The sequence below is a fragment of the Variovorax stachyos genome, assembly GCF_051400855.1.
In the GTDB taxonomy this organism is placed as follows: domain Bacteria; phylum Pseudomonadota; class Gammaproteobacteria; order Burkholderiales; family Burkholderiaceae_C; genus Variovorax.
The window spans coordinates 115,470-136,383 of the sequence record NZ_JBLFFN010000010.1; the positions used below are offsets into that span (position 1 = coordinate 115,470).

Consider the following 20,914-nt stretch of genomic DNA (forward strand, 5'->3'; position numbering starts at 1 on the left):
GGCGGGCTGGTCTGAATTGCCTGCGGATCAGGCGGCGACCTTGTCCGCGACTTCCGTGTACTCCTCGATCTTGTCGAAGTTGAGGTACTGGTAGATCTGGTCGCTCGACGCTTCGAGCACACCGGTGCTGGCCATGTACTCTTCCTTGGTCGGGATGCGACCCAGGCGCGAGCAGATGGCGGCCAGCTCGGCGCTGCCCAGGTACACGTTAGTGTTCTTGCCCAGGCGATTGGGGAAGTTGCGCGTGCTGGTCGACATCACCGTCGCGCCTTCGCGCACCTGCGCCTGGTTGCCCATGCACAGCGAGCAGCCCGGCATCTCGGTACGCGCGCCCGCGTTGCCGAACACGCCGTAGTGGCCTTCCTCGGTCAGCTGCTGCGCGTCCATCTTGGTGGGCGGCGCGATCCACAGCTTGACCGGGATGTCGCGCTTGCCTTCCAGCAGCTTCGAGGCGGCACGGAAGTGCCCGATGTTGGTCATGCAGGAGCCGATGAAGACCTCGTCGATCTGGGCGCCTGCCACGTCCGACAGCGTCTTCACGTCGTCCGGATCGTTGGGGCAGGCCACGATCGGTTCGTGGATGTCCGCCAGGTCGATCTCGATCACGGCGGCGTACTCGGCGTCGTCATCGCCCTTCAGCAGCTGCGGGTCCTTCAGCCAGGCCTCCTGCGCCGCGATGCGGCGCGCCAGCGTGCGGGCGTCGGCGTAGCCCTCGGCGATCATCCAGCGCATCAGCGTGATGTTGCTGTTGATGTACTCGATGATCGGTTCCTTGTTCAGGTGCACCGTGCAGCCGGCCGCCGAGCGCTCTGCAGAGGCGTCGCTCAGTTCGAAGGCCTGTTCCACCTTCAGATCGGGCAGGCCCTCGATCTCGAGGATGCGGCCCGAGAAGACGTTCTTCTTGCCCTTCTTCTCGACCGTCAGCAGGCCCTGCTTGATGGCGTAGAGCGGGATCGCGTTGACCAGGTCGCGCAGGGTCACGCCGGGCTGCATCTTGCCCTTGAAGCGCACCAGCACGGATTCGGGCATGTCCAGCGGCATCACGCCGGTGGCGGCCGCGAAGGCCACCAGGCCCGAGCCGGCCGGGAAGCTGATGCCGATCGGGAAGCGTGTGTGGCTGTCGCCGCCAGTGCCGACCGTGTCGGGCGTCAGCAGGCGGTTGAGCCAGCTGTGGATCACGCCGTCGCCCGGGCGCAGCGAGACGCCGCCGCGGGTGGAAATGAAGTCGGGCAACTCGTGGTGCATCTTCACGTCAACCTTCTTCGGGTAGGCGGCCGTGTGGCAGAAGGACTGCATCACCAGGTCGGCGCTGAAGCCGAGGCAGGCCAGGTCCTTGAGCTCGTCGCGCGTCATCGGGCCGGTCGTGTCCTGGCTGCCGACCGAGGTCATCTTCGGCTCGCAGTAGGTGCCGGGGCGAACGCCCTGCCCTTCCGGCAGGCCGCAAGCGCGGCCCACCATCTTTTGCGCCAGCGAGAAGCCCTTCTTGGTGTCGACGGGGCTGACCGGCAGGCGGAACAGCGTCGAAGCCGGCAGTCCCAGCGCCTCGCGCGCCTTGGCCGTCAGGCCGCGGCCGATGATCAGCGGAATGCGGCCGCCGGCGCGCACCTCGTCGAACAGCACCTCGCTCTTGACCTTGAACTCGGCGATGACCTTGCCGTCCTTCAGCGCCTTGCCCTCGTAGGGGCGCAGCTCGACCACGTCGCCCATCTCCATCTGGCTCACGTCGAGCTCGATGGGCAGCGCGCCGGCGTCTTCCATCGTGTTGTAGAAGATCGGTGCGATCTTGGCGCCCAGGCAGACGCCGCCGAAGCGCTTGTTGGGAATGAACGGGATGTCCTGGCCGGTGAACCAGAGCACTGAATTGGTGGCGCTCTTGCGCGACGAACCGGTGCCGACCACGTCGCCCACGTAGGCGACCTGGTGGCCCTTCTCCTTCAGCCACTCGATGAACTTGATCGGGCCGCGCTTGCCGTCTTCCTCCGGCACGAAGGGTGCGCCTTCGCGCTTGTTCTTGAGCATGGCCAGCGCATGCATCGGGATGTCGGGGCGCGTGGTGGCGTCCGGTGCGGGAGAGAGGTCGTCGGTGTTGGTCTCGCCGGGCACCTTGAAGACCGTGACGGTCAGGCTCTGCGGAACCTCAGGACGGCTGGTGAACCACTCGGCATCGGCCCAGCTCTGCAGCACCGCCTTGGCGTTGGCGTTGCCCTTGTCGGCCTTTTCCTTGACGTCGTGGAACTGGTCGAACATCAGCAGGGTCTTCTTCAGCCCCTCGGCCGCGACACCGCCAACCTCGGCGTCTTCAAGCAGATCGATCAGCGGGCTGATGTTGTAGCCGCCCAGCATGGTGCCCAGCAGTTCGGTGGCGTGCGCACGGGAGAGGAGCAGGCTCTTCTCGGTGCCGTGGGCCACGGCCGCCAGGTAGCTCGCCTTGACCTTTGCCGCGTCGTCCACGCCGGCCGGTACGCGGTGCGTGAGCAGGTTCAGCAGGAACTCGCCATCCTTGGCGGTGGCGGTCTTCATCAGTTCGATGACTTCGCTAGTCTGCTTGGCCGACAGGGGCAGCGGCGGGATGCCGAGCGCAGCGCGCTCGGCGACATGGTCAACGTAGGCTTGCAACATTTCTTCTCTTCTCCGAGATCGGGAACCGGTGTGGCGGCCGAAGCAAAAGGCGGGCCGCCGGCGCCTTGTTCTGCTTACTTCTTGGGAGCGTCAGCGCCGTCGAACAGGCTCTTGGGCGGGTTCTTCTTCATGTCTTCGGCCACGGCGGTCTGCTCGTTCGCCTGGCACTCGTCGGCCAGCCGCAGGCCCTGCTTCTGGCTCATCAGCATCGACTTGTTGCCCAGCTGAAGCCACATCGCCTCGGCCTTCGGGTCCTCGAGGCGGATAGCCCCGGTGCGGCTGTTGACAGGGTGCATGAAGTACTTGGTGCTGCCGTGCGTGAGGATGAAGAAGCCGGGCTTCTTCTGGCTGCTCTCGATAGCCACGCTGGCGCCGAGTTCGCACTTGATGGTGCCGGTGAGCACGCGCTTGGAGACCTCCAGGTCTTCGGGCGAGAGGACGACGTCGGACTCTTCACTGATGGGCTTGGCTTCCTCGATCTTCTTGATGACGCGCTTGGGCACCACCTTCTGGGTCACTTTCTTGGCCGAGTTCGCGGCCCGCTCCTTGAGCGGCGGCTTGGCCGCGGAATCCTGGGCCAGTGCCGACAGCGGCAGTGCGAGCGCGACGGCGGCGATCAGGGCAATCTTCTTCATGGGTGTCTGTTCCTTGTCGAGGTGTGGTTTTCAGGAGGACGCCGCCGCAAACCATGCTTGCGCCTCCGGCGGCAGCGCACGGCCGGTGGCATGCGCCCGCGAAAGCACCTGCCAGAAATGACGGTAGCTTGCGCGGTCGTGCAATGTGCCATCAAAACTGACCGGGGCCCAATTGGCAGCGGCAGCGGACGCTATGATTTTTGTAGCCATTTGAATCTGCCGCTCGTCGGGCGCGAAGGCCTCGAGGATGGGACGGATCTGGTTCGGATGGATGCTCCACATGCGCGTGTAGCCGAATTCGCCGGACGCTCTCCTGGCGGCGGCGCGCATCGCGTCGACGTCGTTGAACTCGGTCACCACGCAGTGCGAAGGCACCTTGCCGTGCGCATGCGCGGCCGCGGCGATCTCGAGCTTGGCGCGCACCACCAGCGGATGGGTGAACTGGCCCGCTGCGCCCATGCCCTCGGCAGGGATTGCGCCGCCGTGGGCCGAGACGAAGTCCATCAGGCCGAAGCTGAGCGACTGCACGCGGGGATGGGCCGCGATCTCGAAGGCCCGGTGCACGGCAAAAGGCGACTCGATCAGCACATGGAGCGGCAGGGCCTCTGCGCCGGCGGCGTTGAGCGCCTCGACCGCCTCGCGCACATCGTCGGCCGACTCGACCTTCGGCACCATCAGGTGGCTCAGGCGATGGCCGGCGCGCCCCACGATGGTGACCACATCGCCGCCGAAGGCCGGGTGGTCGACCGGATGCACGCGCACCCCAACGCGCATGGCGGGGGCAGCGGCCAGGGCGAGTTCGGTGACCAGCGCCGCGTGCTCGGCCTCACCGCCCACGGGGGCGCCGTCCTCGCAATCGAGGGTGACGTCGAACACGCAGGCGCCGAACTCCTGCGCCATTTCGGCCTGCAGCGCGAGGCTCTTGCGCATGCGCGCCTCGACGCCGCTGTAGTGGTCGCACACCGGCAGCACCACGGCGCCGGCCTGCGCGCCGAGCAGCACTTCCTGCGGGTGGACGGATCCGGTCATCGGGATACCTTCGCCTTCGGAGCTGCCGTACGGCTCATGGCTTTCGTTGGGCAACGATGAACATGCGCGGGAAGGCCAGCAGCCGTTTGCCGTCGGCTCGCACGGGATAGGCGGCATCCACGCGCCGCTCGTAGGCAGCCAGATAGCTCGCCTGCAGGTCGGCCGGCAGCCGGTCGACGAAGGGCTTGAGGCCTGTGCCGCGCACCCATTCGACAATGGCGGCCGCCGAGGCCATGGGATGCTGGTAGGCGGTGCGCCAGACGTCGACCTGCGCCGCCTCGGCGGCCAGCAGGTCGTAGTAGCCGGTCAGCGGCAGCAGCAGGGTGCGCAGCCGGTCGGCATCGCCGATGGTCTCGGCCCACGGCGCCTCGGCCGCGACTTCGCGCATCAGCCGGTGGGTGGGCTCCTCGCGGTTGTCGGGCATCTGGATGGCGAGCACCCCGCCCGGCGCCAGAGCGGCGAACAGGCGCGGGATCAGCGTCTCGTGGTCGGGCACCCATTGCAGCGAGGCATTGGCGTAGATGAGGTCGGGCGGCGACTCGGGCTGCCAGCTCGCGATGTCGCTGAGCTCGAAGCGCGCCGTCGGCAGGCGCTCGCGTGCACTCTTCAGCATCGCTTCGGAGTTGTCGGTGCCGATGATCTCGGCACCGCGGAATCGCTGCACCAGCAGCTCGGTGGAATTGCCTGGCCCGCAGCCCAGGTCGACCGCGCGGGTCGCCGAGGCCAGCGGAACCCGCGCCAGCAGTTCCTGGGCGGGGCGCGTGCGCTCGTCCTCGAAACGACGGTAGAGCGCGGGGTTCCAGTCGAGCATGCCGGTGACTGACGGGTAGAACTCAGAGCAGGTGGGCGACGCCGGCCTGCTCGTCCTGCAGTTCCTTCAGGGTCTTGTCGATGCGTTCCTGGCTGAACTGGTCGATCTCCAGGCCTTCGACCAGCTTGTACTCGCCGTTCTCGGTGGTGACGGGGAAGCCGAAGATCACGTCCTTCGGAATGCCGTACTGGCCGTCGGAAGGAATGCCCATCGTGACCCATTTGCCGTTGGAGCCCAGGGCCCAGTCGCGCATGTGGTCGATCGCGGCGTTCGCGGCCGAGGCGGCCGACGAGAGGCCGCGGGCCTCGATGATGGCGGCGCCGCGCTTGCCCACGGTGGGCAGGAACACGTCGGCGTTCCAGACCTGGTCGTTGATGAGGTCCTTGACGCTCTTGCCATTCACCGTCGCGAAACGGTAGTCGGCGTACATCGTGGGCGAGTGGTTGCCCCAGACCGTGAGCTTCTCGATGTCGCCCACGGCGGTGCCGGTCTTGGCGGCGATCTGGCTGAGCGCACGGTTGTGGTCGAGGCGCAGCATGGCGGTGAAGTTTTTGCGCGGCAGGCTGGGTGCGCTCTTCATGGCGATGTAGGCGTTGGTGTTGGCCGGGTTGCCGACCACCAGCACCTTGACGTTGCGGCTGGCAACCTGGTCCAGGGCCTTGCCCTGGGCGGTGAAGATCTGGGCGTTGGCAGCCAGCAGGTCGGCGCGCTCCATGCCGGGGCCGCGCGGGCGGGCGCCGACGAGCAGCGCGTAGTCGGCGTCCTTGAAGGCGACCAGCGGATCGCCGGTGGGGATCACGCCCGCCAGCAACGGGAAGGCGCAGTCCTCGAGTTCCATGATCACGCCCTTGAGCGCCTTTTGCGCTTTCTCGTCCGGGATCTCGAGCAGTTGCAGGATGACCGGCTGGTCCTTGCCGAGCATCTCGCCGGAGGCGATGCGGAACAGCAGGGCGTAACCGATTTGGCCGGCGGCGCCGGTGACGGCAACGCGAACAGGCTTTTTGCTCATGGGAAAACTCCAGGAAAGGTGAAAACGGTGCGCGGTCGCGGTTGCGGCCGCGGAGGTCGGGGCCGGGCGATGCGCCCGGTCGCAAAGGCCGGCTTGGATTTTATGCCGATTTGCGGCCTGGATGGCGCCGGTCTTGTGTCTTATATAAGATGTCGGCCGAAACTCGCCGCCGTGGCGCACCCCGCCCTGCCAATGACCACCTCCACCATCGCGCTTGCCGAGTCGGCAACGCCGTCGTTCAGCCCGCTCTACCAGCAGATCAAGTCCTTGATCCTGCAGAGTCTGCATGCCGGCGAATGGAAGCCGGGCGAGCCGATCCCGAGCGAGATCGAACTGGCGGCGCGCTTCCGCGTGAGCCAGGGCACGGTGCGCAAGGCCATCGACGAACTGGCAGCCGAGAACCTGGTGGTGCGCCGCCAGGGCAAGGGCACCTTCGTCGCCACCCACGCTGAACAGCATGTGCAGTACCGCTTCCTGAAGCTGGTCCCCGACAGCGGCGACGTCGACAGCGAGGGCCCGGCCGAGCGCGAGATCGTCGACTGCAGGCGGCTGCGCGCCAGCGCCGACGTCGCCCGCCTGCTCGCGCTGCGCACCGGCGATGCGGTACTGCAGGTACGGCGCGTGCTCGCCTATCGCGGCACGCCCACCATCCTGGAAGACCTCTGGCTGCCGGGCGCGCCCTTCAAGGGCCTCACGGCCGAGCGGCTGACGGCCTGGCACGGACCGATGTACGCGATGTTCGAGACCGAGTTCGGCGTGCGCATGGTGCGCGCCGAGGAGAAGATCCGCGCCGTGCTGCCCGACGAGGCTCAGGCCGCGCTGCTTCGCGTCAGCACCGCCACGCCGCTCCTGAGCGTGGAACGTGTTGCCCATACGTACCACGACACGCCGATGGAGCTGCGCCGGGGCCTCTATCGCACCGACACGCACCACTACCGCAATGAACTCGGCTGAGCGCGTTCGCGCTGTAGTTCATGAAGGCGGCGGCTCGCGAACATCCGAGCGCCGCGCTGCGGTGACAGTTCGGCGTCAGCTAGCCGATGGTGCATTGCAATAGAATTTTGTGTTGTTTGCATTTCCGTCAAAGAACGAGCCGCCCCCTCTAAAAATTCTGAAAGCCCACATGACAGAGCTGGCCACACCACCCCGATCCCAGCGGCGCGAGTTCCGCAACATCAACGCCTTCACCGACCTCACCACCTACCGTTTGCCGCCGGCCGGCCTCGTGTCGATCCTGCACCGCGTGAGCGGCGCGCTGATGTTCCTGCTGCTGCCCTTCGTGATCTGGATGTTCGACACATCCGTGTCTTCCGAATACTCCTATGCCCGCTTCAAGGCCGCCTTCAACAGCGGCCTTGGTTTCGTTCCGGGCTGGTTTCTCAAGCTGGTGGCGCTGGCACTGATCTGGTCCTACCTGCATCACTTCATCGCCGGCCTGCGCCATCTGTGGATGGACGTGAGCCATGCCGCGGTGAGCAGGGAATTCGGCCACAGCTCGGCCATCGCCACGCTGGCCATCAGCATCCTGCTGACCGTCGTGCTCGGCGCGAAGCTGTTCGGTCTTTATTGATTTGCGGACCAGATCTTCGGCTCTGACTCCAACTGATTGGGAAACTGACTCATGTCTGTGAACTACGGCTCCAAGCGCATCGTCGTCGGCGCGCATTACGGTCTGCGCGACTGGCTCAGCCAGCGCATCACGGGCGCCCTGATGGCGCTGTTCACCGTCGTCCTGCTGGCCCAGGTGCTCTTCACGCGCGGGCCGATCGGCTACGACGCGTGGGCCGGCATCTTCGCCTCGCAATGGATGAAGGTGCTCACCTTCGTGGTGATCGCCTCGGTGCTCTATCACGTGTGGGTCGGCATGCGCGACATCTGGATGGACTACGTCCAGCCGGTCGGCATCCGCCTCGTATTGCAGGTTTTCACGATCGTCTGGCTTGTGGCATGCGCGGGTTGGGCCATTCAAGTGCTCTGGAGAATCTAAGCGCCATGTCTTCCTACACCAAAGAACAAATCACCAAGCGCAAGTTCGACGTCGTCATCGTCGGCGCGGGCGGCTCCGGGATGCGCGCCTCGCTTCAGCTGGCGCGCGCGGGGCTCAACGTGGCCGTGCTCTCGAAGGTTTTCCCGACCCGCTCTCACACCGTGGCCGCCCAAGGCGGCGTGGGCGCGTCGCTCGGCAACATGAGCGAGGACAACTGGCACTACCACTTCTACGACACGATCAAGGGTTCCGACTGGCTCGGCGACCAGGACGCGATCGAATTCATGTGCCGCGAGGCCCCGAAGGTGGTCTACGAGCTCGAGCACTTCGGCATGCCCTTCGACCGCAACCCGGACGGCACCATCTACCAGCGTCCCTTCGGCGGCCACACGGCCAACTACGGCGAAAAGCCGGTGCAGCGTGCCTGCGCCGCAGCCGACCGTACAGGCCACGCGATGCTGCACACGCTCTACCAGAAGAACGTGGAAGCCCGCACCCAGTTCTTCGTCGAGTGGATGGCGCTGGACCTGATCCGCGACGCCGAAGGAGACGTAGTGGGCGTGACCGCGCTCGAGATGGAAACCGGCGACCTGCACATCCTGCAGGCCAAGACGGTGCTCCTGGCGACCGGCGGCGCGGGCCGCATCTTCGGCGCCTCGACCAATGCGTTCATCAACACCGGCGATGGCCTCGGCATGGCGGCGCGCTCCGGCATCCCGCTGCAGGACATGGAGTTCTGGCAGTTCCACCCGACCGGCGTGGCCGGCGCCGGCGTGCTGCTGACCGAGGGCTGCCGCGGCGAGGGCGCCATCCTGATCAACAGCAACGGCGAGCGCTTCATGGAACGCTACGCGCCGACCCTGAAGGACCTGGCGCCGCGCGACTTCGTCTCGCGCTCGATGGACCAGGAGATCAAGGAAGGCCGGGGCTGCGGTCCGAACAAGGACTACGTGCTGCTCAAGATGGACCACCTGGGTGCCGAGACCATCCACAAGCGCCTGCCTTCTGTCTACGAGATCGGCGTCAACTTTGCCAACGTCGACATCACCAAGGAGCCGATCCCGGTCGTGCCGACCATCCACTACCAGATGGGCGGGATCCCCACCAACATCCACGGCCAGGTCGTGGTGCAGAACGGCGAGGACAACAGCGCCGTGGTCAACGGCCTGTACGCGGTGGGTGAATGCTCCTGCGTAAGCGTGCACGGTGCCAACCGCCTGGGCACCAACTCGCTGCTCGACCTGCTGGTGTTCGGCCGCGCGGCCGGCAACCACATCGTCGAGTTCAACGACAAGCACCGCGAGCACAAGCCCCTGCCTGCCGACGCCGCCGACCGCACGCTCGAGCGCCTGAACCAGCTCGAGGCCTCGACCTCGGGCGAGTACGCGCAGGACGTCGCGGGCGAGATCCGCGCGACGATGCAGAAGCACGCCGCCGTGTTCCGCACCCAGGCCTCGATGGACGAAGGCGTCCAGAAGATCGCTGCCGTGCGCTCGCGCGTCGCCGACGTCACGCTCAAGGACAAGTCGCGCGTCTTCAACACGGCACGCATCGAGGCGCTGGAAGTCGACAACCTGATCGAGGTGGCGCAGGCCACGATGGTCTCGGCGGCCGCACGCAAGGAATGCCGCGGCGCCCACACGGTGGAGGACTACGAGCGCCCGGCCGACGATCCCGTGGCGCCGCTGGGCCGCGACGATGCGAACTGGATGAAGCACACGCTCTGGTACAGCGAGGGCAACCGCCTGTCGTACAAGCCCGTCAAGATGCAGCCGCTGACGGTCGACTCCGTGCCGCCCAAGGTCCGCACGTTCTAAGAACACACCACAAGGTTTTCACGATGAAGCGCACATTCCAGATCTACCGCTACGACCCGGACAAGGACGCCAAGCCCTACATGCAGACGGTCGAGGTCGAGCTCGACGGCCACGAGCGCATGCTGCTCGACGCCCTAATGAAGATCAAGGCGCAGGATCCGTCGCTGTCCTTCCGCCGCTCCTGCCGCGAGGGCGTCTGCGGCTCGGACGCGATGAACATCAACGGCAAGAACGGTCTGGCCTGCCTGACCAACATGAACACGCTCAAGGGCACGGTGGTGTTGAAGCCGCTGCCCGGCCTGCCGGTGATCCGCGACCTGATCGTGGACATGACGCAGTTCTTCAAGCAGTACAACTCGATCAAGCCCTACCTTCAGAACGACACGGTGCCGCCCGAGAAGGAGCGCCTGCAGTCGCCCGAGGAGCGCGACGAGCTCAACGGCCTGTACGAGTGCATCCTGTGCGCGAGCTGCTCGACCAGCTGCCCCAGCTTCTGGTGGAACCCGGACAAGTTCGTCGGCCCCGCCGGCCTGCTGCAGGCCTACCGCTTCATCGCCGACAGCCGCGACGAAGCCACCGCCGAGCGCCTGGACAACCTGGAAGACCCGTACCGCCTGTTCCGCTGCCACACCATCATGAACTGCGTCGACGTGTGCCCGAAGAGCCTGAATCCCACCAAGGCCATCGGCAAGATCAAGGAACTGATGGTGCGCCGCGCCATCTAGCCATTGGCGAACCTCATGCAATCCGCCGCCGACCTCGACCAGCCGGTCAGCGAACGCGCGCTGAGCAAGCTCAAATGGCGTTGCCGGCGCGGCTTGCTCGAAAACGACCTGTTCATCGCCCGCTTCTTCGAGCTTCATGAGCAAGGTCTGACCTGCGGGCAGGCGCAGGCCATGGAGACATTGATGGACCTGTCGGACAACGATCTGCTCGACCTCTTGCTTCGAAGAAAGGAGCCCGAGCCCGGATGGGCCGGCGCCGAAGTGATCGAACTGTTGCAGCTGATGCGTACCGAGGGCGCGCACCCCCTCTCATCTTGATCATTTTTTGAAAGACACTCGCAATGAAAGCATCCGACACCAAAGCCACCCTGTCGTTCAGCAACGGCGGACAGGCCGTCGAGCTGCCGATCTACAAGGGGACGATGGGTCCCGACGTGATCGACATCCGCAAGCTCTATGCCCAGACAGGCATGTTCACGTACGACCCGGGCTTCATGTCGACAGCCTCGTGCGAATCGGCCATCACGTACATCGACGGCGACAAGGGTGAGCTGCTGTACCGCGGCTACCCGATCGAGCAGCTCGCGACCAACTGCGACTTCCTCGAGACCTGCCATCTGCTGCTGTACGGCGAGCTGCCGAACGAAGGCGAGAAGAACGCCTTCACCAAGCTCGTGACCAACCACACCATGGTCAACGAGCAGATGCAGTTCTTCCTGCGCGGCTTCCGCCGCGACGCGCACCCGATGGCCATCATGACGGGCCTCGTGGGCGCGCTGTCGGCCTTCTATCACGACAGCACGGACATCAACAATCCGAAGCACCGCGAGATCGCCGCGATCCGGCTGATCGCGAAGATGCCGACGCTGGTGGCCATGGCCTACAAGTACACCATCGGGCAGCCGTACATGTACCCGAAGAACGACCTCAGCTACGCGGGCAACTTCCTGCACATGATGTTTGCGACGCCATGCGAGGAGTACAAGGTCAGCCCGGTGCTCGAGCGCGCGCTCGACCGCATCTTCATCCTGCACGCAGACCACGAGCAGAACGCCTCGACCTCCACCGTGCGCCTGTGCGGATCGTCGGGCACCAACCCGTTCGCGGCGATCGCGGCCGGCGTGGCCTGCCTCTGGGGCCCGGCCCACGGCGGTGCCAACGAGGCAGCGCTCAACATGCTCTACGACATCCAGAAGGCCGGCGGGGTCGACAAGATCGGCGAGTTCATCAAGCAGGTCAAGGACAAGAACTCGAACGTGAAGCTGATGGGCTTCGGGCACCGCGTGTACAAAAACTACGATCCGCGCGCCAAGCTGATGCAGGAAACCTGCCGCGAGGTGCTCGGCGAACTGGGCCTGGAGAACGATCCGCTGTTCAAGCTGGCCATGGCGCTCGAGAAGATCGCCCTCGAGGACGAATACTTCGTCTCGCGCAAGCTCTACCCGAACGTGGACTTCTACTCGGGCATCGTGCAGCGCGCGATCGGCATCCCGGTGCCTCTGTTCACCGCCATCTTCGCGCTTGCGCGCACGGTGGGCTGGATCGCCCAGCTCAACGAGATGATCGGCGATCCCGACTACAAGATCGGCCGCCCGCGCCAGCTCTTCGAAGGCTCGCCCAAGCGCGACGTGCAGCCCCTCGCCAAGCGCTGATCGTTCGCGGCGCTCACTCCGGAAAGCTGCCCTCGGGCAGCTTTTCTGCGTTTTGGCTGACACACGCGGTCAGGTGGCAGGCGCACTCTGCGTAGCACTTTTAAACGAAGGAGTACGTTATGAAGAGGCTTGCCGCATTGATCGCCGTCGCATTCACCCTCGCTGTTCCCCTGCAGGGCTGCAACACCTGGAGGGGTGCTGGCCAGGACGTGCAGAAGGCCGGTGAAAAGATGGAAGACTCGGGCAAGAAGCGCCAATAGACGCCCGCGCGACCATCGCCCACAGGCAACCATGTCATCGCAGTTCGCGATGACTCGAGACTAAAAACAGAGGGACAATAGGGGCCTCCATCTCCATATGAGATGTCAGGCCCCTCATGTCCTCATCCGAACGCAGCTTCGCCCGCCGCATCGACCTCACGTCGCTGCAGTTGTTCGTGGCCGTCTGCGAGCTCGGCAGCATCGGCCGAGCGGCGGAGCGCGAATTCATCGCCGCTTCTGCGATCAGCAAGCGGCTGTCGGATCTGGAGGCCACTCTCGGCACGCCCCTGCTCTACCGCCACGCGCGTGGCGTCGACCTGACGCCGGCGGGCGAGAGCCTGCTGCACCATGCGCGCTCCGTGCTCTACAGCCTCGAGAAGATGCAGGGCGAGCTCAGCGAATACGCCGACGGCGTGCGCGGCCATGTGCGCGTGCACGCCAACATCTCGGCCATCGTCCAGTTCCTGCCCGAGGACCTGGGCGCCTTCACGCGCGAGCACGACGCCATCAAGATCGACCTCGAGGAGCATCTCAGCAGCGAAGTGGTGCGCGCGGTGCACGAGGGCGCGGCCGATCTCGGCATCTGCCACATGCCCGAGGGTGCGAACGAGTTGCAGAGTCTGCTCTATCGCCATGACACCCTGATGCTGATCGCGCCCGCGGGCCATCCACTCGCGGGGCGCGGTGCGATCGACTTCGCAGATTCGCTGGCTTTCGACCACGTGGGCCTGCACACCAACAGCTCGATCTACGTCGCGATGCACCAGGCGGCGCTGGCCGCCGGCCGCACCATCAAGTTGCGCATCCACGTCACCGGGCTGGATGCCATGTGCCGCATGATCGAAAACGGCCTGGGCATCGGCGTGATGCCGCGGCGCGCCTTCGAGCTGATGCAGGGCGGCATCGGGCGTGGGCTGCGCAGCGTCGCGCTCAACGACGCCTGGGCCGCACGCGAGATCCGGCTGGTGGCACGCGACTTTTCCACATTGCCGGTCGCAGCGCGCACGCTGGTCAAGCACCTGCAGGCGCCGGACGCGGTGGCCGATCCGCTGGCGGCCTGACACCGGATCGGCAGACAATTTCCCTCCCCACGAAAGAGACCATCACCATGGCACGCACGCTCTACGACAAGCTCTGGGACGAACATGTCGTCCACACCGAGGAAGACGGCACCTCGATCCTGTACATCGACCGCCACCTGGTCCACGAGGTGACCAGCCCGCAAGCCTTCGAGGGGCTGCGCGTGGCGGGCCGCAAGCTCTGGCGCATCAGCTCGGTGGTCGCGACCGCCGACCACAACACGCCCACCACGCACTGGGAGCGCGGCTACGACGGCATTGCCGACCCGATCAGCAAAGAGCAGATCACGACCCTGGACAGCAACATCCGGGAGTTCGGCGCCGCCGCCTTCTTCCCCTTCCTGAGCAAGCGCCAGGGCATCGTGCACGTGATCGGACCCGAGACGGGCGCCACGCTGCCGGGCATGACCGTGGTGTGCGGCGATTCGCACACTTCGACGCATGGCGCCTTCGGTGCGCTGGCGCACGGCATCGGGACCAGCGAGGTCGAGCACGTGATGGCCACGCAGACGCTGCTGGCGAAGAAGGCCAAGAACATGCTCGTCAAGGTCGAGGGCAAACTCGCAGCCGGCTGCACCGCCAAGGACATCGTGCTGGCCATCATCGGCCGCATCGGTACTGCCGGGGGCACCGGCTACACCATCGAGTTCGCCGGCTCGGCGATCCGCGATCTCAGCATGGAAGGCCGCATGACGGTCTGCAATATGGCGATCGAGGCCGGTGCCCGCGCCGGGCTGGTGGCGGTGGACGAGAAGACCATCGCCTACATCCAGGGCCGGCCCATGGCACCGACGGGCGTCGAATGGGACCAGGCGGTCGAGTACTGGAAGACGCTGCAGTCCGACCCCGGCGCGCACTTCGACACCGTGGTCGAGCTCGACGCGACGCAGATCAGGCCCCAGGTCACATGGGGCACCTCGCCAGAGATGGTGGTGCCCGTGGATGGCCGCGTGCCGGACCCCGACAAGGAAAAAGACGCCAGCAAGCGCGGCGCGATCGAGCGCGCCCTGAGCTACATGGGCCTGGAGCCGAACAAGGCGATGAACGACATCTTCATCGACAAGGTCTTCATCGGCTCCTGCACCAACAGCCGCATCGAGGACATGCGCGAGGCCGCTGCCATGGTCAAGAAGCTGGGCCAGAAGGTCGCGAAAAACGTCAAGCTCGCGATGGTGGTGCCTGGCTCCGGCCTGGTGAAGGAACAGGCCGAGCGCGAAGGCCTGGACCAGATCTTCAAGGCCGCAGGCTTCGAATGGCGCGAGCCCGGCTGCTCGATGTGCCTGGCGATGAACGCCGACCGGCTGGAGCCGGGCGAGCGCTGCGCCTCGACCAGCAATCGCAACTTCGAAGGCCGGCAGGGCGCCGGCGGCCGAACCCATCTCGTGAGCCCGGCCATGGCCGCGGCAGCTGCGGTGCACGGGCACTTCGTCGACGTCCGCCAATTCGCCTGAGGAGCAAGACCATGCAGAAATTCACCGTCCACAAAGGCCTCGTGGCACCGATGGACCGCGAGAACGTCGACACCGACGCCATCATTCCCAAGCAGTTCCTGAAGTCGATCAGGAAGACCGGCTTCGGGCCCAACCTGTTCGACGCCTGGCGCTACCTCGATCCGGGCGAGCCAGGCCAGGATCCGGCCTCGCGCAAGCCCAATCCCGACTTCGTGCTCAATCAGCCACGCTATGCGGGCGCCTCCATCCTGCTGGCGCGCCAGAACTTCGGCTGCGGCTCCTCGCGCGAGCACGCCCCCTGGGCGCTCGACCAGTACGGCTTTCGCGCCATCATCGCGCCGAGCTATGCGGACATCTTCTTCAACAACAGCTTCAAGAACGGGCTGCTGCCGATCGTGTTGTCCGAGTCCCAGGTGGCTCAGCTCTTCGACGAGACCTTCGCCTTTCCGGGCTACAGCCTGACCATCGATCTCGAGCGCCAGGTCGTGGTCAAGCCCGACGGCAGCGAGATCGCTTTCGAAGTCCAGGCCTTCCGCAAGTACTGCCTGATCAACGGCCTGGACGACATCGGCCTGACCCTGCGCCACAAGGACAAGATCCAGGCCTTCGAGGCCGAGCGCCTGGCCCGCAAGCCCTGGCTGGCGCACCAGCTGATCGCCTGACCCTTTCATTCTTCAGAACGACCTCATGAAAATCGCAGTTCTTCCCGGTGACGGCATCGGCACCGAAATAGTGGCCGAGGCCATCCGCGTGCTCGACACGCTGGACCTGGCCTTCGAGATGGAGACCGCCCTGGTCGGCGGCGCGGCCTACGAAGCCCACGGGCATCCGCTGCCCGAAGCCACGCTCAAGCTGGCCAAGGAGGCCGATGCCGTGCTGTTCGGCGCGGTCGGCGACTGGAAATACGACAAGCTGGAGCGCTCGCTGCGGCCGGAGCAGGCGATCCTCGGCCTGCGCAAGAACCTGGGCCTGTTCGCCAACTTCCGGCCGGCGATCTGCTACGAGCAGCTGGTCGGCGCCTCCAGCCTGAAGCCCGAGCTGATTGCGGGCCTGGACATCCTGATCATCCGCGAGCTCACCGGCGACATCTATTTCGGGCAGCCGCGCGGCCGCCGCACGGCACCGGACGGCCACTTCCCGGGCGCAGAGGAGGCTTTCGACACGATGCGCTACTCGCGCCCGGAGATCGAGCGCATCGCCCATGTCGCCTTCCAGGCGGCGCGCAAGCGCAGCAAGCGGGTGACCAGCGTGGACAAGGCCAATGTGCTCGAGACCTTCCAGCTCTGGAAGGACGTTGTGAGCGAAGTGGGCAAGGAATACCCCGACGTCGAACTCGACCACATGTACGTGGACAACGCTGCGATGCAGCTGGTCAAGGCCCCCAAGAAGTTCGACGTGGTCGTCACGGGCAACATGTTCGGCGACATCCTCTCCGACGAGGCCGCCATGCTGACCGGATCGATCGGCATGCTGCCCTCGGCCTCGCTCAACGCCAGCAACCAGGGCCTCTACGAGCCCAGCCATGGCAGCGCCCCCGACATTGCGGGGAAGGGGATTGCCAATCCTTTGGCTACAATCCTGTCCGCTGCCATGATGCTCCGCTTTTCCCTGAACCAAGCCGAGGCTGCCGACCGCATCGAGTCGGCAGTCAAGCACGTGCTGGCGCAGGGCCTGCGGACGGCAGACATCTGGTCGGAGGGCACGACCAGGGTCGGCACGCGCGAGATGGGCGACGCCGTGGTGGCAGCCATCACCAAAAAGACGATTACCGGCTAACCGCAGCCCGTTTCGTCATGCCCTTCCCGGCTCCGACGAGCCGGGCGCCAAAAAAGACGACTTTCTTTTTTTCACAAGGGCAAACTGAAAATGGCGAACGCAACTCAACCTCTGGTCGGTCTCGTCGGCTGGCGCGGCATGGTCGGCTCGGTCCTGATGGACCGCATGCAGGCCGAAGGCGACTTCCAACTGATCGAGCCGCTGTTCTTCTCCACCTCCAACGCCGGCGGCAAGGCCCCGGCCATGGCGAAGAACGAGACCGCCCTGAAGGACGCGCACGACATCGAGGCGCTCAAGAAGTGCGACATCGTCATCACCGCCCAGGGCGGCGACTACACCAGCGCGGTCTTCCCCAAGCTGCGCGCCGCGGGCTGGAACGGTCACTGGATCGACGCCGCCTCCACCCTGCGCATGAACGACGACGCCATCATCGTGCTCGACCCGGTCAACCTGCCGGTGATCCAGAAGGCGCTCGCCAAGGGCGGCAAGAATTGGATCGGCGGCAACTGCACCGTCAGCTGCATGCTGATGGGCGTTGGTGCCCTTTACAAGGCAGGCCTGGTCGAGTGGATGACCAGCATGACCTACCAGGCCGCCTCGGGTGGCGGCGCCCAGCACATGCGCGAGCTGCTGACACAGTTCGGCAGCCTTCATGCAGAGGTGCGCGCGCTGCTGGACGACCCGAAGTCCGCCATCCTCGAGATCGACCGCAAGGTGCTGGCCCGGCAGCAGTCCCTGAGCAACGGCGAAACCGCCAATTTCGGCGTGCCGCTGGGTGGCAGCCTCATCCCCTGGATCGACAAGGATCTGGGCGACGGCACCAGCAAGGAAGAATGGAAGGCCGGCGCCGAGACCAACAAGATCCTCGGCCAGGGCGCAGCTTTCGGAACCGCCGCCACGCCGGTCGACGGCTTTTGCGTGCGCGTCGGCGCGATGCGTTGCCACAGCCAGGCGCTGACCTTCAAGCTCAAGAAGGACGTGCCCTTGGCAGATATCGAGGCGCTCATCGCCAACGACAACGCCTGGGCTAAGGTGGTGCCGAACACCCGCGAAGCCACGATGCGGGACCTGACACCGGTCGCCGTGACCGGCACGATGAACATCCCCGTCGGCCGCTTGCGCAAGCTTGCAATGGGCCCAGAATACCTCGGTGCCTTCACCATCGGCGACCAGTTGCTGTGGGGAGCCGCGGAACCGCTGCGGCGTATGCTGCGCATCCTGCTCGAGGCCTGAGGCGGCGTCGGGCGTCCTCCAGACGCCCGGCGTTGCGGTGTCGCAACGGCCAAAGGGCTACGAAGTTGGCGCGCACTGGGTAGACAAGCCCTGTCGCCTTGTCAGTGCGGGGTGATGATGTTAACGTCCTCTTACACTTTCGGGCCAAGCTCGCCCCCTACCAGCATGACACGTCATCAGTTGCCTGCGGCCCGACTCCCGGCCAGTCGCCCGACCTCGCGCTTTCCTGCCCGCGGCCAGCTCTCTCTCCTCAGTACCGCGGTGGCTTTGGGCTTGGGGCTGGTAAGTGTCGACGCCGCCGCGCTGGCACTCGGACGGCTCAATGTGCAATCCGCCCTCGGCGAGCCGTTGCGGGCCGAGATCGAGGTCACCGAGATCGCCCCGGCCGAAGCCGATGGACTCAAGGTCAGTATTGCCTCCGCCGAGGCCTTCAATGCCGCCGGGGTCCCCTACAACGCGGCGCTGGCCGATGTGAGAACCAGCCTGCAGCGCCGGGCCGACGGGCGCTATGTGGTGCGTCTCACCAGCAACCGCATGCTCAGCGAGCCCTTCATCGACCTGTTGGTCGAGGCCAGCTGGAATTCCGGCCGCGTCGTGCGCGATTACACGGTGCTGCTGGATCCGCCAAAGAGCCGCACTGCCACCGCAGCCGCGCCGATCGCACCCACCGCCCCGCAAATCAGCCCGGCGCCCGCGCCGCGCAGCGCCCCGGCAATCGCACAGGCGCCTTCGCGCCGCGCGCCCGCCGCCGCTGTAACCGCTCCGGCTGCGCCCGCGGAAGCCGAGCGCAGCGTACGCACCGGCTCGGGGGACCAGCAGGTGACGGTCCGTCCTGGCGATACCGCGAGCAAGATCGCCGGCGCCTACAAGCCGGCGGACGTATCGCTCGATCAGATGCTGGTGGCGCTGCTGCGGGCCAACCCCAGTGCCTTCATCGGCGGCAACGTCAACCGCATGAAGGCCGGCGCCGTGCTCGATGTGCCGAGCGCGGCGCAGGCGGCGGCTGTTCCAAGCGATGAAGCCAGGCGCACGGTGACGGCGCAAAGCCGCGATTTCGGCGACTACCGTCGCCGCTTGGCCGAAAATGCTCCAGCCTCGCAGGTCGCCGAGGCGGACAGGCAGGCCAAGGGCCAGTTGCAGGCCAACGTCGAGGACCGCAACGCTGCGAACGCCGCTGCCGACAAGCTGCGCGTCACGCAGGGCGGCGCAGGCAGGCAAACCGAAGAGCAGTTGGCCCGGAGCCGCCAGAGCCAGGAAAGCAGCACGCGCGTCGCCGAGCTGTCGAAGAACATTGAAGAGCTGAACAAGCTGCAAGCCGCAAGCGGTAGCCCGCCGGTCGCCGCCGCCGGAGGCACGCCGCAAGCAACGGCGCCTGCGGCCACGGCAGCCTCGCCCGCTGCACCTGCGACGGCACCACCAGGCGCCGCACCGACTTCCGGCGCTACCGCAGCCACCGCGACTCCGGCCGCGCCCGCCCTGCCATCCACGCTTGCACCTGCAGCAAACGCGCCGACGGCGCCGGCCCCAGCGCCCGAGGCAGCTGCTTCCGCTGCCGCAACGGCGCCAGCCCCGGCGGCCACTGCCCCCAAGGCCGCGGCGCCCGCCCCAGCTCCCGCCCCCAGCTTCTTCGACGAACTGCTCGCAAACCCACTGATCCTCGGTGGTGCCGCGCTGATCGCCCTGCTGGGCGGCTTCCTGCTGTACCGCGTCCTGGGCCGCAAACGTCGCGAAGCCGGCGAGAGCGTGTTCCTCGAGAGCCGTATCCCCAAGGATTCCTTCTTCGGCGCCAGCGGCGGCGAGTCGGTGGACACCAAGAACCGGGGCAATTCGGTCGTTTCCTCGCTGTCCTATTCGCCGAGCCAGCTCGATGCCGGCGACGTCGATCCGGTGGCCGAGGCCGACGTCTACCTCGCCTACGGCCGCGACCTGCAGGCCGAGGAAATCCTGCGCGAGGCACTGCGCGTCACGCCCGAACGCACCGCCATCCACCTCAAACTGCTCGAGATCCACGCCAAGCGGCGCGACATGCGCGCCTTCGAGGCCCTCGCGTCGGACGTGCACAAGCTGACCGGCAGCACCGGCAGCGACTGGAACCGCGTGGCAGAAATGGGCAAGGAGCTGGACCCCGGCAATCCGCTGTACGAATCGGGCGGCCGGAACGTCACGTCCGCCGAAGCTGCTGCCTTCGCCGGCACCCTGGCCGCCGCAACGGCAGCGCCAGCGGCTCCTGTTGCTGCGGCGCCCACACCTCCCCCGGTAGTCGCCGCGCCCCCACCGGCCTTCGTGCCGTCGGTCGCCCCGCTGGATTTCGACCTTGACCTGAGCAAGCCCCCGGCTCCCGCTCCCGTTAGCGCCAGTTTGCCGCAGACGCAGATCCAGGTGTCCGCGCAGGCCCCGCGTACGGCGGTGACGAATGGAAGCCATTCGGGGCCCACCGCGCCGGCCGGCAAGCTCGACCTGCACAACGACTTCGACACCGCCCCCGGTGTCCTCGAGACGACCACGGTCCGCGGACCGCTGACCTCGGACGAAGACATGACCCAGCCGGCGACCCTGCGTGCCGGCCTGCCGGGGGATTCCGGCTTCATCGAGTTCGACATGAGCTCCATGGCCGGGCTGCGCGCCCCCGCCGACACCGAGCGCGGCCGCCTGGAGCCCCTGGCCGAGGAAAGCGGCGAAAGCCCGCATGCCATCAAGTTGTCGCTGGCGCGCGAACTGAAGGCGCTCGGCGATGTCGAAGGTGCCCGCTCGCTGGTGGAGGAAGTGGCCGCCGAAGGCTCGGGCGATGTGAAGGCCGAGGCCAAGCAACTGCTCGGCCAACTGCGCTGAGC

19 protein-coding genes are annotated in these 20,914 nt (G+C 66.3%); 14 read left to right on the forward strand and 5 right to left on the reverse strand.

What is annotated here, in order from left to right; genetic code table 11:
• Positions 1-27: 27 nt before the first annotated feature.
• The 5 genes from ACMGEZ_RS18920 to ACMGEZ_RS18940 all read right to left on the reverse strand — a co-directional run bounded on the left by ACMGEZ_RS18920 (position 28) and on the right by ACMGEZ_RS18940 (position 6,103).
• Positions 28-2,619, reverse strand: a complete 2,592-nt coding sequence (locus tag ACMGEZ_RS18920; protein ID WP_436823813.1) for a bifunctional aconitate hydratase 2/2-methylisocitrate dehydratase — start codon at positions 2,617-2,619, stop codon at positions 28-30.
• 74 nt (positions 2,620-2,693) lie between these two features.
• The gene (locus ACMGEZ_RS18925) at positions 2,694-3,254 is read right to left on the reverse strand and encodes a hypothetical protein (protein WP_436823814.1); all 561 of its coding nucleotides are present in this window, start codon (positions 3,252-3,254) and stop codon (positions 2,694-2,696) included.
• 30 nt (positions 3,255-3,284) lie between these two features.
• Positions 3,285-4,283 carry an HpcH/HpaI aldolase/citrate lyase family protein gene (locus tag ACMGEZ_RS18930; protein WP_436823815.1) on the reverse strand — a complete coding sequence of 333 codons (999 nt, stop codon included), beginning with the start codon at positions 4,281-4,283 and terminating at the stop codon, positions 3,285-3,287.
• 34 nt (positions 4,284-4,317) lie between these two features.
• Positions 4,318-5,094: a trans-aconitate 2-methyltransferase gene (gene tam / locus ACMGEZ_RS18935; RefSeq protein ID WP_436823816.1), complete on the reverse strand. Its 777-nt coding sequence runs from the start codon at positions 5,092-5,094 to the stop codon at positions 4,318-4,320.
• Between the two features lie 22 nt (positions 5,095-5,116).
• Positions 5,117-6,103 carry a malate dehydrogenase gene (locus tag ACMGEZ_RS18940; RefSeq protein ID WP_436823817.1) on the reverse strand — a complete coding sequence of 329 codons (987 nt, stop codon included), beginning with the start codon at positions 6,101-6,103 and terminating at the stop codon, positions 5,117-5,119.
• 192 nt (positions 6,104-6,295) lie between these two features.
• On the opposite strand from ACMGEZ_RS18940, the gene ACMGEZ_RS18945 reads away from it, so the two are divergent.
• From ACMGEZ_RS18945 to ACMGEZ_RS19010, 14 genes are all read left to right on the forward strand, one after another.
• Positions 6,296-7,057: a GntR family transcriptional regulator gene (locus ACMGEZ_RS18945; protein ID WP_436823818.1), complete on the forward strand. Its 762-nt coding sequence runs from the start codon at positions 6,296-6,298 to the stop codon at positions 7,055-7,057.
• Between the two features lie 169 nt (positions 7,058-7,226).
• On the forward strand, positions 7,227-7,673 hold the full coding sequence (gene sdhC, locus ACMGEZ_RS18950) for a succinate dehydrogenase, cytochrome b556 subunit (RefSeq protein ID WP_436823819.1): 447 nt from the start codon (positions 7,227-7,229) through the stop codon (positions 7,671-7,673).
• Positions 7,674-7,724: 51 nt separating this feature from the next.
• Positions 7,725-8,090, forward strand: coding sequence for a succinate dehydrogenase, hydrophobic membrane anchor protein (sdhD, locus tag ACMGEZ_RS18955; protein WP_436823820.1), 366 nt, complete (start codon positions 7,725-7,727; stop codon positions 8,088-8,090).
• Positions 8,091-8,095: 5 nt separating this feature from the next.
• Entirely contained in the window at positions 8,096-9,907 is a 1,812-nt protein-coding gene (gene sdhA, locus ACMGEZ_RS18960; RefSeq protein ID WP_436823821.1) for a succinate dehydrogenase flavoprotein subunit, read from the forward strand.
• A gap of 23 nt (positions 9,908-9,930) precedes the next feature.
• Entirely contained in the window at positions 9,931-10,632 is a 702-nt protein-coding gene (locus ACMGEZ_RS18965) for a succinate dehydrogenase iron-sulfur subunit (RefSeq protein ID WP_162588140.1), read from the forward strand.
• 15 nt (positions 10,633-10,647) lie between these two features.
• Positions 10,648-10,950 carry an FAD assembly factor SdhE gene (locus ACMGEZ_RS18970; RefSeq protein WP_436823822.1) on the forward strand — a complete coding sequence of 101 codons (303 nt, stop codon included), beginning with the start codon at positions 10,648-10,650 and terminating at the stop codon, positions 10,948-10,950.
• Positions 10,951-10,973: 23 nt separating this feature from the next.
• Positions 10,974-12,284 carry a citrate synthase gene (gene gltA / locus ACMGEZ_RS18975; protein WP_436823823.1) on the forward strand — a complete coding sequence of 437 codons (1,311 nt, stop codon included), beginning with the start codon at positions 10,974-10,976 and terminating at the stop codon, positions 12,282-12,284.
• 119 nt (positions 12,285-12,403) lie between these two features.
• The gene (locus ACMGEZ_RS18980) at positions 12,404-12,544 is read left to right on the forward strand and encodes an entericidin A/B family lipoprotein (RefSeq protein ID WP_436823824.1); all 141 of its coding nucleotides are present in this window, start codon (positions 12,404-12,406) and stop codon (positions 12,542-12,544) included.
• 116 nt (positions 12,545-12,660) lie between these two features.
• Entirely contained in the window at positions 12,661-13,605 is a 945-nt protein-coding gene (locus tag ACMGEZ_RS18985) for a LysR family transcriptional regulator (protein WP_436823825.1), read from the forward strand.
• A gap of 47 nt (positions 13,606-13,652) precedes the next feature.
• Positions 13,653-15,074, forward strand: coding sequence for a 3-isopropylmalate dehydratase large subunit (gene leuC / locus ACMGEZ_RS18990; RefSeq protein ID WP_436823826.1), 1,422 nt, complete (start codon positions 13,653-13,655; stop codon positions 15,072-15,074).
• Positions 15,075-15,085: 11 nt separating this feature from the next.
• The gene (gene leuD, locus ACMGEZ_RS18995; RefSeq protein WP_436823827.1) at positions 15,086-15,736 is read left to right on the forward strand and encodes a 3-isopropylmalate dehydratase small subunit; all 651 of its coding nucleotides are present in this window, start codon (positions 15,086-15,088) and stop codon (positions 15,734-15,736) included.
• 25 nt (positions 15,737-15,761) lie between these two features.
• The gene (leuB, locus tag ACMGEZ_RS19000; RefSeq protein WP_436823828.1) at positions 15,762-16,850 is read left to right on the forward strand and encodes a 3-isopropylmalate dehydrogenase; all 1,089 of its coding nucleotides are present in this window, start codon (positions 15,762-15,764) and stop codon (positions 16,848-16,850) included.
• Positions 16,851-16,940: 90 nt separating this feature from the next.
• Entirely contained in the window at positions 16,941-18,083 is a 1,143-nt protein-coding gene (gene asd / locus ACMGEZ_RS19005; RefSeq protein WP_436823829.1) for an aspartate-semialdehyde dehydrogenase, read from the forward strand.
• 273 nt (positions 18,084-18,356) lie between these two features.
• Positions 18,357-20,912 carry a motility hub landmark protein FimV gene (locus ACMGEZ_RS19010; RefSeq protein WP_436823830.1) on the forward strand — a complete coding sequence of 852 codons (2,556 nt, stop codon included), beginning with the start codon at positions 18,357-18,359 and terminating at the stop codon, positions 20,910-20,912.
• Positions 20,913-20,914 lie beyond the last annotated feature (2 nt).

What these genes read in the sequence shown, in the direction of transcription:
- ACMGEZ_RS18920 (WP_436823813.1), bottom strand. Translation starts at nt 2,619, where the DNA reads ATGTTGCAAGCCTACGTTGACCATGTCGCCGAGCGCGCTGCGCTCGGC.
- ACMGEZ_RS18925 (WP_436823814.1), bottom strand. Translation starts at nt 3,254, where the DNA reads ATGAAGAAGATTGCCCTGATCGCCGCCGTCGCGCTCGCACTGCCGCTG.
- ACMGEZ_RS18930 (WP_436823815.1), bottom strand. Translation starts at nt 4,283, where the DNA reads ATGACCGGATCCGTCCACCCGCAGGAAGTGCTGCTCGGCGCGCAGGCC.
- tam (WP_436823816.1), bottom strand. Translation starts at nt 5,094, where the DNA reads ATGCTCGACTGGAACCCCGCGCTCTACCGTCGTTTCGAGGACGAGCGC.
- ACMGEZ_RS18940 (WP_436823817.1), bottom strand. Translation starts at nt 6,103, where the DNA reads ATGAGCAAAAAGCCTGTTCGCGTTGCCGTCACCGGCGCCGCCGGCCAA.
- ACMGEZ_RS18945 (WP_436823818.1), top strand. Translation starts at nt 6,296, where the DNA reads ATGACCACCTCCACCATCGCGCTTGCCGAGTCGGCAACGCCGTCGTTC.
- sdhC (WP_436823819.1), top strand. Translation starts at nt 7,227, where the DNA reads ATGACAGAGCTGGCCACACCACCCCGATCCCAGCGGCGCGAGTTCCGC.
- sdhD (WP_436823820.1), top strand. Translation starts at nt 7,725, where the DNA reads ATGTCTGTGAACTACGGCTCCAAGCGCATCGTCGTCGGCGCGCATTAC.
- sdhA (WP_436823821.1), top strand. Translation starts at nt 8,096, where the DNA reads ATGTCTTCCTACACCAAAGAACAAATCACCAAGCGCAAGTTCGACGTC.
- ACMGEZ_RS18965 (WP_162588140.1), top strand. Translation starts at nt 9,931, where the DNA reads ATGAAGCGCACATTCCAGATCTACCGCTACGACCCGGACAAGGACGCC.
- ACMGEZ_RS18970 (WP_436823822.1), top strand. Translation starts at nt 10,648, where the DNA reads ATGCAATCCGCCGCCGACCTCGACCAGCCGGTCAGCGAACGCGCGCTG.
- gltA (WP_436823823.1), top strand. Translation starts at nt 10,974, where the DNA reads ATGAAAGCATCCGACACCAAAGCCACCCTGTCGTTCAGCAACGGCGGA.
- ACMGEZ_RS18980 (WP_436823824.1), top strand. Translation starts at nt 12,404, where the DNA reads ATGAAGAGGCTTGCCGCATTGATCGCCGTCGCATTCACCCTCGCTGTT.
- ACMGEZ_RS18985 (WP_436823825.1), top strand. Translation starts at nt 12,661, where the DNA reads ATGTCCTCATCCGAACGCAGCTTCGCCCGCCGCATCGACCTCACGTCG.
- leuC (WP_436823826.1), top strand. Translation starts at nt 13,653, where the DNA reads ATGGCACGCACGCTCTACGACAAGCTCTGGGACGAACATGTCGTCCAC.
- leuD (WP_436823827.1), top strand. Translation starts at nt 15,086, where the DNA reads ATGCAGAAATTCACCGTCCACAAAGGCCTCGTGGCACCGATGGACCGC.
- leuB (WP_436823828.1), top strand. Translation starts at nt 15,762, where the DNA reads ATGAAAATCGCAGTTCTTCCCGGTGACGGCATCGGCACCGAAATAGTG.
- asd (WP_436823829.1), top strand. Translation starts at nt 16,941, where the DNA reads ATGGCGAACGCAACTCAACCTCTGGTCGGTCTCGTCGGCTGGCGCGGC.